Genomic DNA, 15,925 nt, shown 5'->3' with positions numbered 1-15,925 from the left:
CAGGACAGAAGAAAACAAATGATTAAAATATATAAATAATGAAAGCAGTAATTACATCTATTACCCTAAAATCCCCTTTAAAATTCTTTAAACTATCTGTTTTTGCGTTGCATGTATCCAATCAATTAAAAACATCTAACTATGTTGAGTTTAGGAATAAAGGTTTCTGGACAAAGCATTATACCATGACGCTTTGGAGAAATGAAGAAGATATGAAGGCATTTGCACATAGTGGAGCTCATTTAGATGCCATGAAAAAATCAAGATCCATAGCAAAAGAGATTAAGACGCTTACTATTGATGCCAATGAATTACCGAATTGGAAAGAAGCTCTAATTTTATTGGAAAACAAAGGAAGGGTGTATAAAATAAAATAAGCCTAATTCTTCAACACATTGTCTATTGCATATACGACAGTTTTTGCATTTTCTTTTGTAAAACAAAGGGGAGGTTTTGTTTTTAGGACACTGTCATCAGGGCCATCGGTGCTTATTAGTATATTCCTATTGCGTAGTTCATTTTTAATATGATGAGCTAGTTTATTATTTGTTTTTTGATTTTTTTCGTCAATGATTTCTACACCCAAGAACAAGCCAGAACCTCTTACATCTCCTATACATTTGTGCTCTTTTTTAAGCTCCAACAAAAGAGATTTGTAATAATTTCCAACCACTTTGGCGTTCTCTTGTAACTGTTCTTCTTCGATAACCTCTAAAACAGACAATGCAATGGCGCAAGAAACAGGATTGCCTCCAAAAGAACTAAAGAACTCTACTCCTTTACTAAAAGATTCTGCAATTTCATCTGTTGTAACTACGGCGCCCATAGGATGCCCGTTTGCCATTGGTTTTCCCAAAATAACAATATCAGGAATTACATCTTGTGCTTCATAGCCCCAGAAATGATCACCCAAACGACCAAAGCCAGTTTGTACTTCATCGCTTATGCAAACTCCTCCTTGTTTTCGTATTGCTGGGTAAATTTCTTTTAAATATCCATCTGCCAAAGGTACTTGCCCTCCACAACCCACCACGGGTTCAGATATAAAGGCAGCAACGGGCTCTATAGAATTTGATACTTGCTCAATGGCCTCTTTGGCATACAAAGACCCAGCATTTTTCTTCTTGTGTTTTCCATTGTAAGTATCTGGAATAGGTGTTTTTAGAATATATTCTTTTTTCCCGGCACCCTTGGGGTTATTAAATTTATAATCGCTTACATCAATTCCCATTTGCGTGTTCCCATGATAGCCATGCTCCATCACCATTAGTTTTTTGTGTTTGGTATGGGCATGTGCCAAACGCATGGCCAAATCACTTGCTGCACTTCCAGAGTTAATAAAGTATACCTTGTTTAGTGATTTTGGGAATTTTGATAATAACTTTTCTGAATAGGTTGGAAGCAAATCGTACAGATACCGTGTATTGGTGTTCAGTTTTGCCATTTGTCGTTGTCCCGCTTCAACCACTTTTGGGTGTGAATGCCCTACATGCGGAATGTTGTTGTAAGCATCCAAAATGGTGTTGCCATGGTTATCATACATATATTGAAATGCAGCACCCACCATAAAAATGGGTTTTTCATAGCTTAACGATAAAATAGGACTAACGTGCTTATGCCTTCTAGTGATTTCCTCAGCTTCTGATTTTATTTTGGGAATTGGCATCCCAACAGCTTTTCTAAACATATTTTCTGCACCAATGGGGCTTGTGGCCAATAGTTTGTAAAGCATGCTCCAAGCAAATTTCTCGCTTCCGGTGGCATAGATATTATCTGGATCGGTTTTTCTGGAATGGGCAGAATTGCATATGCTTGTACAAAGTCTTCCCGCTATTAGATAATAGAGGATTTTTAATTCTTTTTCTTCAAGGGGAAGTATTTTATGATATGATTCTAGGATAGGTATTGCCCATTCTAATGGATTTTCTTTATCATAACAGGCATAAGTTATAGCTATGGCCAATTCATTTATTAATGGTGTGTGGGCCATGTCTCCAAAATCTATTAATCCGGAAACATTTTCATTGTTTACCAAGATATTCCATTCGTTGGCATCGTTATATGTTGTTTGCTTTCTTAGCTCTGGTAATACTGGAACCACAATTTCCTCAAATTGCTGAAAAAAATAACTCACCAGACTCCTGTCGTGTGCATTGGGAATATCGGAAATGTATTTCTTGTTTAAATGTAGGTATTGGAGGTCCCATTCCCACTTTCTAGCCCTAAGTGTATAATTGTTGAACCCTTGTAGTTTAATGTCTAAACGAGCAAGAAAATCACCTAAAGAAGTATATGTATTTTTTGTTGGATTGATATCTCCTATAAAACTGCCATTAATAAAGGAGAGCATTCTACAAATGGTGGCTTTCCCATCTAGCTCAAGAATTTTGGTGTAATCCCCATTGATAAATGGAATTGGAATAGGAAAGGCCTGCGTTTTATCTTGGTCAAGAAATAATAGGGCTTTGGTTTCAGCTTCAATTAGATTAAATAGTTCTTCAGTATGTGGGTATATTTTAAAAATATAGCTGTTTGATGACGTTTTAACATGATAGTTGAAATTGTCATACCCATTCAGTTTTTTAAAATGCAATACATCAATTCCGAATTCTTTTTTGAGCAGTGTATTCATCAATTTGTTGTTGGTCTTCAATGAAATTTCTAAAAAGGTAAGTTGTTCAAATCAACATTTCCACCGGATAAAATCACACCAATTTTTTTACCAGCAAACTGTTCTTTTTCATTAAGAATGGCTGCTAGAGCAACTGCGCAAGATGGCTCGCAAATAATTTTTAACCGCTCCCAAATAATTCGCATGGCTTTTACAATCTCATCTTCTTTTACCCTAATGATTCTTTGGACATTTTGTTTGATAATAGGGAAGTTTCTATCACCCAACTGGGTTCTTAGTCCATCGGCAATGGTATTGGTAGTTTGGTTTGTTTCTATAATGCCACTTTGTAAAGAACGATAGGCGTCGTCAACTTCAAAAGGTTCTCCTCCAATTACGTTGCAGTTGTCTCCAAAATATTTTACGGCTAAAGCTGTTCCAGCAATTAAACCGCCCCCGCCCACAGGCGCAAATACATAATCCAAATCTGGATAAAGTTCCAGTAATTCTTTACATGCAGTGCCTTGACCCAAAATAACAGCATCATCATTAGATGGGTGAATAAATACAGCACCCTTTTCTATTTCTATTTGTTTGGTGGTATTTTCTCTTGCGGCAATTGTAGGCTCACATTCTATTATATTTCCGCCATATTCCTTAACGGCATCTTTTTTTACTTGTGGGGCATTAGAGGGCATAACAATGTATGCTTTAATACCCAAACTCTGGGCAGCTAAAGAAAGTGCTTGGGCAAAATTTCCTGAAGAATGTGTTACAACCCCTTTTTGTCTTTGCTTCTCCGAAAGCTGCATAATGGCATTTGCGGCACCTCGCATTTTAAAGGCCCCCATTTTTTGGAAATTCTCGCACTTAAAAAAAAGGCTGGCCCCTACCATGGCATCAATCAACCTTGAAGTAAGCACAGGAGTATTGTGAACAAATGGTTTTATTCTGTTATGGCATTCAATAAGTTGTAGCTTGTCCATTAATCCTCTTTATGTGAAATGCTTTGAATTTAAAAACAATACATAAAGATAGGAATGGTGAACTAATTAACTTGAAAATACACCTTTCAAATTATACCAAAGTTAACTTAGAAATAGGGGTTAGGATTCTAACCAGTCATTGCCTTCTCTTTTTTTTTAACGTTTTTTGAGACGCCTTCCATCCCCAGTTCTGGGATGACCAATAAAGGGATTTGAGTATGGAACGCAGTACGCTTCACTATAGGCTCACGAGTCATTTTTTCCATATAACTATGCTGGTAGTTCAAGAGCGCCAGTAGGTGAATGTCTAGCTCTTCTGTAAACATTTCCAGTGTTTGCGATACTGAGTTAAGCTCAGAAACTGTGTGTACATAATGTTCAGACTGGTTTAAATACCTTCTAAGCATGTTTAGGTTAAACTGCTGCAATTCTGATAAAGCTTTTATTCCATATTGTACATGAACTATTCTAATGGTCGCCTGGAACATTTCTGCTAATTCCATTAATGGATTTAATTCAGAAGCTGTGTAGAATCTATTAAAATCAGTTGCAAAAGCAATCTCTGATGGCGTGACAAAATCAAAATGTTGTGGAATGGCCAGGACTGGACATTTTTTACTGTTCTTTATAATACGAACAGTATTGCTGCCCATAAAAACCTCGTCTATTCCGGAGGCGCCCTTGGTTCCTGTAACTACCAAATCAATGTCATATGCATCCACAATGTCCTTTACTTCTTCAACCAATAAATTAAAAGAAGAAATCGTTTCAAAACTGTGATTGCTATTGCCGTATTTGGTTTTAATTCTGTCAACAGTATTCAATAAACCTTGCTCCGAAGAATTTCGCACGGCATCTACTATACTTACTCCGTCTATCATTTTAGCCATAAACCGGCTACTGGGAATTACAGGGGTATATGTGTTCAGTAAATAAAAAGTGCATTGTTTATTGCGGAACAACTGCATGGCATAATTAATGGCATTCCATGCGTTTTCTGAAAAGTCTGTAGGTATTAAAATTCTTTGCATTCTACTAAAAATAAGATGGAATAAAATTAGTGCTATGCAGAAGGGGATACTATGACAAATATCAGGTTTTTGAACAGCTTGGCTTTAGAAGCCTTCCACCAATTCTACCAACTTACGTTCATTCTTTATACCTACTTTTTTACCAGAGGTATGAATGAGTCCTTTCTTCTTGAACTCTGAAATAATTCGGATTGCGGATTCAGTAGCTGTGCCAACAACATTTGATATGTCTTCTCTGGAAAGTGTAAGAGCCAAGAAACCCTCATCATCTTCGCCAAAATTATTTTTTAAGTACAAGAAAGCTTCGGCAATACGCTGTTTTACCGTTTTTTGAGACATGTTTACGATGACATCATCAGCTTCCTTTAAATCATGTGCCATATGCCGCAACACCTCAAGGGTGAAGTTCGGATTCTTTTGTAATGTATTGTTGATACTTTCTTTAGGAATGAAGCAGACCTCCATATCGTTAACAGCTATTGCAGAAAGATTGGTGCATTCTTCAGCTATTACGGATCGCTGTCCAAGAACTTCGCCTTTGGTTGCAAGTTTTACGATTTGATCTTTGCCATTAGCGCTAAGTTTAGAGAGTTTAGAAACTCCATCGCGAACACAAAACACCCCATTTAATTTTTCACCTTCCTCAAAAAGAGGCTCCCCTTTTTTGACTTTTTTTGTGGTTTTAGAGTCGGATACTTGCTTCAATTCGTCTTTACTCATGGCTCTTAGCGAATTGAATTGTCTAACGATGCAATTTTCACACCTGCTCTCCATAACTGATTGATTTACCTGATGGTTCAAAATTAAGCTTAAGGTATTGAAAAAGAACTGATAAATGTCATATTTTTAAAACAAATTGTAACACAATTTTGCCTTGGGTAAAGCAAATGTAAATGACAAGCACAAGATGTTATCATTGTGGTGATGATTGCAATCGCACAAAGGTTCTTTTTGATGAAAAGGAGTTTTGTTGTAATGGTTGCAAAACCGTCTATGAGATTTTTACTTCAAACGGCTTATCCAATTTTTACGATATAGAAGCAAGGGCTGGCACAGCTCCTAACGAAATTCGACAAAAATATGATTTCCTTGATAATCAGGATATCGTTGAAAAACTGGTTGAGTTTAATGAAGAAGGAGTGCAAGTGGTCAATTTGAGCATTCCGTCCATCCATTGTAGTTCTTGTATTTGGGTGTTGGAAAACCTAAATCGTCTGCATTCATCTATCTCGAATTCACAGGTTGATTTTCCAAAAAAGACCATCCGAGTCACCTATAAAATTGAAGATTTTTCCTTAAAAGGTCTTGTACTGTTATTGAGTGCCATAGGTTATGAGCCTTATATTTCTTTAGAAGAATACAGCAAGAAAAAGACTAAGGTGGACCGTTCACTAATTTATAAACTTGGTGTTGCGGGTTTTGCCTTTGGCAATGTAATGTTGTTCTCTTTTCCAGAGTATTTTGAGGTTGAGGAATTTTGGTTGGATCAATATAAACCGGTATTCCGTTGGTTAATGTTTGCTTTTTCGCTACCAGTTGTGTTTTATGCGGGGAAGGATTATTTTATTTCAGCATACAAAGGACTACGTTCTAAATTACTGAACATTGATGTCCCCATAGCACTGGGAATTTTAACCTTATTTCTGAGGAGTACTGTAGATATTATTTTTGATTTGGGCTCAGGCTTTTTTGATAGTCTAACGGGATTGGTTTTTTTCCTTTTATTGGGAAAGTTTTTTCAACAAAAGACGTATTCATTTCTCTCATTTGAACGGGATTATAAATCCTATTTTCCAATTGCGGTAACAAGATTGAATACAAATGGAGAGGAAGATAATATTCAAATTTATAAGATTAAAGCTGGTGATAGGCTCCTGATCAGGAATATGGAAATTATTCCTGTAGATAGTATTTTAATAAAGGGTAATGCAGAAATAGATTACAGTTTTGTAACCGGAGAATCCAATGCTGTTTTTAAAGAGTCGGGAGAAAAACTTTTTGCAGGTGGAAAACAACTTTCAGGAGTTTTAGAGATTGAGGTTGTAAAATCGGTTTCACAAAGTTACCTCACCCAATTATGGGGGAATTCAGTTTTTGGGCAAGATAAGATTACTGCCTTCCAAACATTGACAGATAGTATTGGGAAGCGTTTTACCATTGGGGTGTTGAGCGTTGCTATTCTAGCAACTGCATTTTGGTTGTTTTATATGCCAGGTATGGCACTTAATGTTTTTACAGCTGTTCTTATCATTGCTTGTCCCTGTGCAATTGCTCTTGCAGCTCCATTCACGTTGGGTAATATGCTTCGCATATTTGGCAAACACAAATTCTACTTAAAAAACACAAACGTTATAGAGCGATTATCAAAAATTGATACAGCCATATTTGATAAAACGGGTACTATAACTACAACTACAAAAGATGCTATTTTGTATGAAGGGGTTGAGCTGACAGAAGCGGAGACGGCATTGCTGAAAACTACGCTGCGGGCATCCAATCATCCATTAAGTAGATCATTGTATGAGATATTAAAGTCCAACGCCATTATGACTCTTGATGAATTTCAAGAGCACACTGGCATGGGAATAGAAGGGAAATTGAATGCACATACCATTAAGGTGGGTTCTGCTAATTACATTGGGGAGTCTATGCCAAACGCTGCATCCGATACGGCGGTGTATGTAAGTTCCGATGAGGATTTTAAAGGACGATTTGTATTCAAAAATAAATATAGGAATGGGGTGGAAGACCTTTTTGTCACTCTGGGCAAAACCATGAACATTGGAATCCTGTCTGGGGACAATGATGGCGAAAAAAAACAGTTACAGAAAATACTTCCATCTAAAACCAATTTACTGTTCAATCAAAAGCCTAAGAATAAACTGGATTATATAAAGCACCTACAAAAAGACCACAGTGTGCTTATGGTAGGTGATGGACTTAATGATGCTGGTGCATTGGCTCAAAGTAATGTGGGTATCTCCATTTCCGAAAACATTAATGTTTTTTCACCGGCCTGCGATGCCATTTTGGATGCTTCAAACTTGACCAAACTTCCGATTTTTATGAAGTTGGCTAGAAAATCGATCCAGGTCATAAAACTCAGTTTCCTTCTTTCATTGTGCTATAACGTAGTTGGGTTGTATTTCGCAGTCACAGGTCAGTTAGAACCTGTTGTTGCTGCAATACTTATGCCTTTAAGTTCTATCAGTATTGTAATCTTTACTACCTTAATGACCAATATAATTGGAAAAAGATTAAAACAATAAATCTTGATGGTTTTGGCAAAGAAAATACTCGGAAGTTTTAAGAATGTGATTGAGTCAAATTTGTTGGCGATCAGCATAGGCATTATTTATTTGTGGTTTGGGGGTTTAAAGTTCTTTCCGGCTTTAAGTCCAGCAGAAAATTTGGCTAAGAACACAATTCATGAACTAACATTTGGCTTTATTTCTGATTCCTTGTCGATAGTGCTTCTTGCCATTCTAGAAGTGGGAATTGGTGCTTTATTGCTATTCAATCTTTGGAGAAGAACTATTGTTATCATCGCTCTTTGTCATATGGCCTTGACATTTACACCTTTACTGTTGTTTCCCTTGGAATCATTTCAAGAACCTCCATTGGTTCCAACACTTCTGGGTCAATACATTGGTAAGAATTTTGTCATTGTTGCGGCCTTGATAACCATGGCAAAAAAAGTGCCTTTGGAAAAGAAAAGAATAAATAACAAAAGCTGATATATGTCATTTTTTTCGCAAGAGCGGCAATGTAGTTTTACGCTTAATTAAACCAGGTATGAGTGTTATATATGTGTTATTGGCCATAAGTATTTCAGTTGCGCTGGTCTTTTTTGCTGCCTTTGTCTTTTCAGTCAAAAGAGGGCAGTATGATGATTCATATACACCATCTGTCCGCATGCTCTTTGAGGATGAATTATTGCCTGATTTAGATGAAAACGAACCAGAAAATAAAGAAATCGAACTAACTAAAAGTACAAACCAATAAATATGGAAATACAACAATTTAGCTACGATAATAAAATCGTACAAAAGTTTTTATATGCCACCATGCTATGGGGCGTTGTTGGAATGCTGGTAGGACTTCTACTGGCATTTATGTTTTTGTTCCCTAACATTACGGATGGTATTTCGTGGTTGAGTTTTGGACGGCTACGTCCATTGCACACCAATGCTGTAATTTTTGCATTTGTAGGGAACGCCATCTTTGCTGGGGTCTATTACTCCACCCAACGATTGTTAAAAGCACGAATGTTCAGTGATTTTATGAGCAATTTTAATTTTTGGGGCTGGCAATTAATTATTGTGGCAGCTGCAATTACATTGCCTTTGGGGTACACTACCTCAAAAGAATATGCAGAATTGGAATGGCCCATAGATATAGCTATAGCAATAGTTTGGGTTGTTTTCGGTTGGAATTTGATAGGAACTATTCTAAAGAGACGACAACGCCATCTGTATGTTGCAATTTGGTTCTACTTGGCAACATTTGTTACTGTTGCGGTGCTTCATATTTTTAATAGTTTGGAGCTGCCTGTGGCCGCTTTAAAAAGTTATTCTGTATACGCTGGTGTGCAAGATGCTTTAGTGCAATGGTGGTACGGACATAATGCTGTGGCTTTCTTTTTAACTACACCGTTTTTGGGGTTGATGTACTATTTTGTTCCCAAAGCTGCTAACAGACCTATATATTCTTATCGCCTTTCCATTGTCCATTTCTGGTCATTGATATTCATTTATATATGGGCGGGACCTCACCATTTATTGTATTCTTCTTTACCAGATTGGGCACAGAATCTTGGTGTTGCTTTCTCCGTGATGCTCATTGCGCCATCTTGGGGTGGTATGATAAACGGATTATTAACCTTGAGAGGTGTTTGGGATAAGGTACGAACTGATGCCACTTTAAAGTTTATGGTTGTTGCCATCACAGGTTATGGTATGGCCACATTTGAAGGCCCTATGCTATCACTAAAAAATGTAAATGCCATTGCTCACTTTAGCGACTGGATTATTGCCCATGTGCACGTTGGAGCATTGGCTTGGAACGGGTTCTTGACCTTTGGTATGATTTATTGGTTGGTTCCTAAAATGTTTAAGACTACACTGTACTCCAAAGGGTTGGCAAATTTGCATTTCTGGATAGGAACCTTGGGGATTATCCTTTATGCATTGCCAATGTATGTTGCAGGGTTTACCCAAGCCCTAATGTGGAAAGAATTCAATCCAGATGGATCATTGGTTTACGGAAACTTCTTAGAAACCGTTACCCAAATCATTCCTATGTATTGGATGAGGGCTATAGGAGGAACCATGTTTCTTGTAGGTATGTTGATTATGGTCTACAATGTCATTATCACCATTAGAAAAGGAAGCTCTGTGGAAGATGAATTGGCCGAAGCACCTGCCTTGACAAGAGTTTCTAAAAGAAGAGTTGCTGGAGAGACCTTTCATAGCTGGTTAGAAAGAAAACCAGTACAGTTGACTATTTTGGCAACCGTCGCTATTTTAATAGGTGGAATCGTTCAGATTGTTCCTACCATCTTGGTAAAATCCAATATTCCCACCATTACCAGCGTAAAACCATATACACCTTTAGAGTTGGAAGGACGGGATTTATACATCCGAGAAGGCTGTGTAGGTTGTCACTCTCAAATGATAAGACCTTTTAGGAGTGAAGTAGAACGTTACGGAGAGTATTCAAAAGCAGGGGAATTTGTTTACGACCATCCGTTCCTTTGGGGAAGTAAGAGAACAGGCCCTGATTTACATAGAATAGGTGGAAAGTACTCAGACAACTGGCACTTAAACCATATGTACGATCCGCAAAGTACATCATCAGGTTCAATTATGCCGGCGTATCAGTGGTTGGTTATTAATGAACATGATAGAAGTGCTACGCAGAGTAAAATGGAAGCTATGGTTAAACTGGGCGTGCCTTATACTGATGAAGATATAGCCAATGCACCGCAGTCTATGGCAGAACAGGCCACCCAAATTGAAAAGAACCTATATACAGATCCTGAGTTTGAAAAAACTTATGAAGCAGATAAAAAATATGCTCAAGAAAACGGAGAGGATTTTATAGAAATGCGTGATAGGGAAATTGTTGCATTGATTGCCTACTTGCAACGATTGGGCACGGATATTAAGATTAAAGAAACAGAAGAAATATTATCTCAAAACAAATAGCCATGTTGAAATTTGTAAAAAACCATATGGAAAGTATAGAAGGGATTGCAAGTTATCCCATGATATCCTTGTTAATATTCTTCGTGTTTTTTGTTCTGTTGTTTTGGTGGGTTTTTACAGCCAGCAAAGCACACATAAAAGAAATGGGGGAATTGCCTTTAGATAACGATCAACATAACAAACTATAGCATTATGAGCACAAGAACACCTTGGTGGATACGTATTCCACTGCTATTCTTCATAATCTTCGGATTAATGGAATACTTTATAGATTCTGGCGAAAAACCAGCGATTATCGAATATCCAATTACGCAGTTTTTTATGCTAATGGTATTGATGATATTAATTGCGATAGAACTAATTTTAAGTTCCATTGAAAATGTAATGTTCCAAACACTTTCACCGGAGGCAAAAGAGCGTTACTTGGAATCCAAAGCCAAGAAAAGAGAATGGACATGGGCTAACAATATATATAAACGCCTAACCAAAACAAGGGAAATTGAGAAAGAAGGGGAAATAATCCTAGATCATAATTATGATGGTATTAGGGAGCTGGACAATGTTTTGCCACCCTGGTGGGTCTATCTCTTTTACGCAACTATCATTTTTGGGGTGGTATACCTTATACGTTTTCATGTTGCTGGCGATTATGACCAAAAACTGGAATACGAACAAGAAGTAGCCGCTGCTAAAATTGCTATAGAAGAATACAAAAAAACGGCGAAGGATTTAGTAGATGTGAATACGGTTGAGTTTTTGTCAGAAGCTGCAGATTTAAGTGCTGGAGAAAAAATATTTGCCACAAGTTGTGTAGCCTGCCATATGGCTGATGGAGGTGGAGGAATTGGCCCTAATCTAACAGATGAATACTGGATTTTGGGCGGAGGAATCAAAAATGTTTTCAACACCATATCAGAAGGCGGACGAGATGGAAAGGGTATGATAGCCTGGAAACAAAGTCTAAAACCATTGGAAATGGCTCAGGTGGCCAGTTACATATTAACCTTGGGTGGCACTACAGCTGCAAACCCAAAAGCAGCTGAAGGAGAAATCTGGGTAGATCCAGATGCTCCTGAATCAGAAGAAACAAATGAGGCACCAATGGAGCAAGTTTCTGATTCTACTGATGTGGCAATGAATTAAAGAAAATGGCGCCTTATCTTTAAAGAATAAGCGCTGATTAAGCAGTACGGGAGAGGTTAAAATAAATTGCAATGGAGGAGAATTTTAGGGATTCCATAGGAACGATAGCTGAAGATGGAAAAAGAGCTTGGGTTTTTCCTAAAAAGCCAAGTGGTCGGTTTTTTAAGTACCGCAAATATGTAAGCTATGTACTCTTATTTTTTTTAATTGCTTCGCCTTTTGTTAAGATAAATGGCAATCAGTTTTTGTTGTTCAATGTATTGGAAAGAAGGTTCAATATTTTTGGATTTCCTTTCTGGCCACAGGATTTTCACCTTGTTGTGGTTTCAATGCTGGCAGGTGTAATTTTCGTTGCCCTTTTTACTGTAGCCTATGGACGCATTTTCTGCGGATGGATGTGCCCTCAAACCATTTTTATGGAAATGGTATTCCGAAGAATTGAATATTGGATAGATGGTGATCGCGGCGCACAAATGCGATTGGATAGGTCACCATGGAACGGTAAAAAGATTCGAAAAAGAGTATTGAAATGGATTATCTTTTTTATCATTTCATTTTTGATAGCCAATGTTTTTCTAGCCTACCTAATAGGGAGCGATAAGTTGATTAGGTATGTTTTTGATGGACCTTTGGCCCATATGGGAACAATGATTCCATTGTTGATTTTTACAGCAGTTTTCTATTTTGTGTTTGCATGGTTTCGTGAACAGGTCTGCATAATCGCTTGTCCCTATGGAAGATTGCAAGGAGTGCTTCTGGATGATAAATCTATAGTGGTTGCTTATGATCACAAACGCGGAGAAGGAGATAATGGACGTAAAAAGTTTCGTAAAAACGAAGATAGAGATGCCTTGGGTCATGGAGATTGTATAGATTGTTTTCAATGTGTAAACGTTTGCCCAACAGGAATAGATATTCGGAATGGCACTCAATTAGAATGTGTCAATTGTACAGCATGTATTGATGAATGTGATCATATTATGGATAGCATTCAAAAGCCTAGGGGCTTGATTCGCTATGCAAGTGAAGATGAAATAAACAAAAAAACAAAGTTCAAGTTTACGGCTAGAATGAAAGGGTATACAGCAGTCCTGTTTATTCTAACTGGGGTTTTGATAGGCATGCTTTTTCTTAGAAATGAGTTGGAAGCAAATATTTTGAGGTTACCTGGGCAGTTGTATGAAAGAAAGGCAAATAACGATATCAGCAATGTATACACATATAAATTGGTAAACAAAACATCCAAGGATGTAGATAGTGTTAGTTTTAAATTATTATCCCATAAAGGAAAGATTAAAATGGTATCTCAGGATAGCTTCAAGGTTCCTGCAGAGGAAATTGCTGAAGGGACTTTGTTTATAGAAATTAATAGCTCTGCATTAACTGGAGATAAGGATAAGTTGAAAATTGGAGTTTACAATGGAGAAAAACTTATTGAGACAACTACCACTCAATTTTTAGCACCAAGAAGTTATCATTAAAACAGATTACTATGAAAATAAATTGGGGAACAGGGATAGTATTGGCTTTTGTGGCATTCATTAGTTTCATATTATATTTTGTAGTAAGAATGAGCACAGATAATAGCGCCAATCATGATTTGGTTACTGAAGAGTATTACAAACAGGAATTGGCATATCAAAACGAAATTGACGCATCTAAATCCGCATTGGAGATGCAAGCAAAACTAAAATTTGTAAAATCTGAAGAGGGAATGACCATTTTTTTCCCAGAAAAGTTTGACCCTAAACAAATCACAGGTATAGTGTCCCTTTACAGACCGTCTAACAAGCATTTGGATATTGACTTTCCTATAAGTTTGTCCAAAACACATTTGCTCATACCTGACAATAGCTTGCTGGACGGTCGCTGGGACATTACTGTAAAATGGCAATATCAAGGTAAAACTTTTTTACATAAAGAGAAATTAGTCTATTAGAATATGTTGTTATCCGCAATGGTATTGGGGTTTTTGGGAAGCTTGCACTGTTTGGGCATGTGCGGACCCATTGCTTTTTTACTGCCGTTGGATAGAGATAATAGAGTTAAAAAAGCAACACAGCTGTTTATTTATCATACCGGTCGACTCCTTGCATACGGTATAATTGGAGTACTTTTTGGTTTTTTGGGTAAGGGCCTGTCTATTTTTGGTATGCAGCAAAAATTGTCCATTGGTGTAGGAGTAGTTATGATTCTTTTGGTGATTGTTCCAGGTAAATACTTTAATCAATACAGTCTTTCAAAACCTATATATGCGGTTTTAGGAAAAGTGAAATCAAAACTTGGTGCAGAACTTAAAAAGAAAACTCCAGATGCATTTTTAACTATCGGTTTTCTAAATGGATTTTTACCTTGTGGGTTGGTTTATATGGCGCTATTGGGAGCTGTAGCTTTTGGAAACCCGTTGCAAGGAGGTCTATATATGGTTTTGTTCGGGGCAGGAACTATTCCGTTAATGAGTTTGGTCGTCTATTCCAAGGGATTGTTTAGCAACCCTATCAAATCAAAAATAAAAAAATTGGTTCCCGTGTTTGTGATGCTTGTAGGAGCACTATTTATAATCAGGGGGCTTGGATTGGGAATTCCCTATGTTTCACCCAAAGCCGCTCCGGCAGATTCTGTATCAGCAACTATAGAATGTCATCAACCTTAAAATAATTACAAGTGAAAATAACATCAGCAGAAGAAGTGGTAAATGTGGTCAAATCAGGTGACCGTGTCTTTTTACAGGGAGCGGCCATGACCCCCAATGAACTTATCAACGCACTTTGTGAGCGCTATAAGGAGTTAAATGATGTTGAGATTATTTCAATTCATACTGAGGGAGACGCCAAATACACCCAAGAACCATATACCAAAGCCTTTACTTTAAATTCCTGCTTTGTGGGTGGTAATGTAAGAAAAAGTGTAAATACCCCTAATGCGGGATACATTCCTATTTTTTTGAGTGAGATTCCATGGTTGTTCAAAAGAAATATTTTGCCATTGGATGTTGCTATTGTGCAAGTTTCAAGTCCAGATAAACATGGATATTGTTCTTTAGGAGTTTCTGTGGATGTGGCCCTGCCAGCCATTAGAACGGCTAAAAAAATTATTGCTCAGATTAACCCGTATGTTCCAAGAACACATGGAACAGGAATAATTCATATTGATCAAATTGAATGCGCTACTGAAGTAAATAGACCCATCCATGAGCATGAAGCAGGGATTATTTCAGATTTAGAACATAAGATAGGATCAAATGTGGCCTCTTTAATTGAAAATGGTGCCACATTACAAATGGGTATCGGTAACATTCCCAATGCAGTACTCGCTAATTTAAATAATCACAAACGTTTGGGAATTCATACGGAAATGTTTTCTGACGGTGTGCTGCCACTGATTGAAAGTGGTGTGATAACCGGGGAGGAGAAAGTGGTGAAGAATGGGAAGATTGTAAGCTGTTTTGCCGTAGGCTCTAGAAAATTATATGATTTCATTGATGATAACCCCATATGTGATTTTAGGGATTCTGGATACACAAATGATACAGCAAGAATAAGAAGAAACCCAAAAGTGACCGCTATAAATAGTGCTATTGAGATTGATTTGACAGGTCAAGTATGTGCTGATACTATTGGAAGTTATCAATTTTCTGGAGTGGGAGGTCAAATGGACTTTATTAGAGGAGCTTCACTTTCTGATGGGGGGAAACCCATTTTTGCTATGTCGTCCGCCACTAAAAAGGGGACTTCTAAAATTGTTCCTTTTTTGAAAGAAGGTGCAGGGGTAACTACAACTCGTGCCCACATCCATCATGTTGCTACAGAACATGGAGTGGTAAACCTTTATGGGAGAAATTTACAGCAGCGTGCACGAGCATTGATTTCAATTGCTCATCCAGACCATCAAGAAGTCTTGGAGAAGGCCGCGTATGAAAGATTTAATGGAAGAGGATAAAGTATA

The 15,925-nt window shown here is 37.5% G+C and carries 15 protein-coding genes; 11 read left to right on the top strand and 4 right to left on the bottom strand.

The window, feature by feature from the left end:
- The first annotated feature begins 38 nt into the window (after positions 1–38).
- Positions 39–377: a DUF3291 domain-containing protein gene (locus SJY44_RS17740; protein WP_396590709.1), complete on the top strand. Its 339-nt coding sequence runs from the start codon at positions 39–41 to the stop codon at positions 375–377.
- A 2-nt stretch (positions 378–379) separates the two neighbouring features.
- Here the strand turns inward: SJY44_RS17740 and SJY44_RS17735 are convergent, their stop codons facing one another.
- From SJY44_RS17735 to SJY44_RS17720, 4 genes are all read right to left on the bottom strand, one after another.
- A complete protein-coding gene (locus SJY44_RS17735; protein WP_396590708.1) occupies positions 380–2,632 on the bottom strand; it encodes an aminotransferase class III-fold pyridoxal phosphate-dependent enzyme in 2,253 nt (750 codons plus the stop codon).
- Between the two features lie 29 nt (positions 2,633–2,661).
- A complete protein-coding gene (locus tag SJY44_RS17730; RefSeq protein WP_396590707.1) occupies positions 2,662–3,597 on the bottom strand; it encodes a pyridoxal-phosphate dependent enzyme in 936 nt (311 codons plus the stop codon).
- Positions 3,598–3,725: 128 nt separating this feature from the next.
- Positions 3,726–4,628 (bottom strand): universal stress protein, encoded by a 903-nt coding sequence (locus SJY44_RS17725; protein ID WP_396590706.1) that lies wholly within the window; start codon positions 4,626–4,628, stop codon positions 3,726–3,728.
- 84 nt (positions 4,629–4,712) lie between these two features.
- Positions 4,713–5,348 (bottom strand): Crp/Fnr family transcriptional regulator, encoded by a 636-nt coding sequence (locus SJY44_RS17720; protein WP_299169094.1) that lies wholly within the window; start codon positions 5,346–5,348, stop codon positions 4,713–4,715.
- Between the two features lie 173 nt (positions 5,349–5,521).
- On the opposite strand from SJY44_RS17720, the gene SJY44_RS17715 reads away from it, so the two are divergent.
- From SJY44_RS17715 to SJY44_RS17670, 10 genes are all read left to right on the top strand, one after another.
- Positions 5,522–7,897 (top strand): heavy metal translocating P-type ATPase, encoded by a 2,376-nt coding sequence (locus tag SJY44_RS17715; protein WP_396590705.1) that lies wholly within the window; start codon positions 5,522–5,524, stop codon positions 7,895–7,897.
- Positions 7,898–7,909: 12 nt separating this feature from the next.
- Positions 7,910–8,365, top strand: coding sequence for a hypothetical protein (locus SJY44_RS17710; protein WP_396590704.1), 456 nt, complete (start codon positions 7,910–7,912; stop codon positions 8,363–8,365).
- A 58-nt stretch (positions 8,366–8,423) separates the two neighbouring features.
- A complete protein-coding gene (gene ccoS, locus SJY44_RS17705) occupies positions 8,424–8,633 on the top strand; it encodes a cbb3-type cytochrome oxidase assembly protein CcoS (protein WP_298929542.1) in 210 nt (69 codons plus the stop codon).
- Between the two features lie 2 nt (positions 8,634–8,635).
- Positions 8,636–10,837, top strand: a complete 2,202-nt coding sequence (gene ccoN / locus SJY44_RS17700) for a cytochrome-c oxidase, cbb3-type subunit I (RefSeq protein WP_396590703.1) — start codon at positions 8,636–8,638, stop codon at positions 10,835–10,837.
- A 2-nt stretch (positions 10,838–10,839) separates the two neighbouring features.
- Complete coding sequence (locus SJY44_RS17695; protein WP_136467587.1) at positions 10,840–11,025, top strand: CcoQ/FixQ family Cbb3-type cytochrome c oxidase assembly chaperone; 186 nt, start codon at positions 10,840–10,842, stop codon at positions 11,023–11,025.
- Between the two features lie 4 nt (positions 11,026–11,029).
- The gene (locus SJY44_RS17690) at positions 11,030–11,980 is read left to right on the top strand and encodes a cbb3-type cytochrome c oxidase N-terminal domain-containing protein (protein ID WP_298929537.1); all 951 of its coding nucleotides are present in this window, start codon (positions 11,030–11,032) and stop codon (positions 11,978–11,980) included.
- 71 nt (positions 11,981–12,051) lie between these two features.
- A complete protein-coding gene (ccoG, locus tag SJY44_RS17685; protein WP_396590702.1) occupies positions 12,052–13,461 on the top strand; it encodes a cytochrome c oxidase accessory protein CcoG in 1,410 nt (469 codons plus the stop codon).
- A gap of 11 nt (positions 13,462–13,472) precedes the next feature.
- A complete protein-coding gene (locus tag SJY44_RS17680; RefSeq protein ID WP_396590701.1) occupies positions 13,473–13,919 on the top strand; it encodes a FixH family protein in 447 nt (148 codons plus the stop codon).
- A gap of 3 nt (positions 13,920–13,922) precedes the next feature.
- Positions 13,923–14,633, top strand: a complete 711-nt coding sequence (locus SJY44_RS17675; protein ID WP_396590700.1) for a sulfite exporter TauE/SafE family protein — start codon at positions 13,923–13,925, stop codon at positions 14,631–14,633.
- A gap of 11 nt (positions 14,634–14,644) precedes the next feature.
- A complete protein-coding gene (locus tag SJY44_RS17670) occupies positions 14,645–15,919 on the top strand; it encodes an acetyl-CoA hydrolase/transferase family protein (protein ID WP_396590699.1) in 1,275 nt (424 codons plus the stop codon).
- Positions 15,920–15,925 lie beyond the last annotated feature (6 nt).

The sequence above is a fragment of the Allomuricauda sp. R78024 genome (assembly GCF_044596045.1).
Taxonomy (GTDB): domain Bacteria; phylum Bacteroidota; class Bacteroidia; order Flavobacteriales; family Flavobacteriaceae; genus Flagellimonas.
This window is presented reverse-complemented; position numbering and strand designations above follow the sequence as displayed.

Bases quoted from the DNA above. Each gene is read 5' to 3' on its own strand.
- SJY44_RS17740 (WP_396590709.1), top strand. From the start codon at position 39: ATGAAAGCAGTAATTACATCTATTACCCTAAAATCCCCTTTAAAATTC.
- SJY44_RS17735 (WP_396590708.1), bottom strand. From the start codon at position 2,632: ATGAATACACTGCTCAAAAAAGAATTCGGAATTGATGTATTGCATTTT.
- SJY44_RS17730 (WP_396590707.1), bottom strand. From the start codon at position 3,597: ATGGACAAGCTACAACTTATTGAATGCCATAACAGAATAAAACCATTT.
- SJY44_RS17725 (WP_396590706.1), bottom strand. From the start codon at position 4,628: ATGCAAAGAATTTTAATACCTACAGACTTTTCAGAAAACGCATGGAAT.
- SJY44_RS17720 (WP_299169094.1), bottom strand. From the start codon at position 5,348: ATGAGTAAAGACGAATTGAAGCAAGTATCCGACTCTAAAACCACAAAA.
- SJY44_RS17715 (WP_396590705.1), top strand. From the start codon at position 5,522: ATGACAAGCACAAGATGTTATCATTGTGGTGATGATTGCAATCGCACA.
- ccoS (WP_298929542.1), top strand. From the start codon at position 8,424: ATGAGTGTTATATATGTGTTATTGGCCATAAGTATTTCAGTTGCGCTG.
- ccoN (WP_396590703.1), top strand. From the start codon at position 8,636: ATGGAAATACAACAATTTAGCTACGATAATAAAATCGTACAAAAGTTT.
- SJY44_RS17695 (WP_136467587.1), top strand. From the start codon at position 10,840: ATGTTGAAATTTGTAAAAAACCATATGGAAAGTATAGAAGGGATTGCA.
- SJY44_RS17690 (WP_298929537.1), top strand. From the start codon at position 11,030: ATGAGCACAAGAACACCTTGGTGGATACGTATTCCACTGCTATTCTTC.
- ccoG (WP_396590702.1), top strand. From the start codon at position 12,052: ATGGAGGAGAATTTTAGGGATTCCATAGGAACGATAGCTGAAGATGGA.
- SJY44_RS17680 (WP_396590701.1), top strand. From the start codon at position 13,473: ATGAAAATAAATTGGGGAACAGGGATAGTATTGGCTTTTGTGGCATTC.
- SJY44_RS17675 (WP_396590700.1), top strand. From the start codon at position 13,923: ATGTTGTTATCCGCAATGGTATTGGGGTTTTTGGGAAGCTTGCACTGT.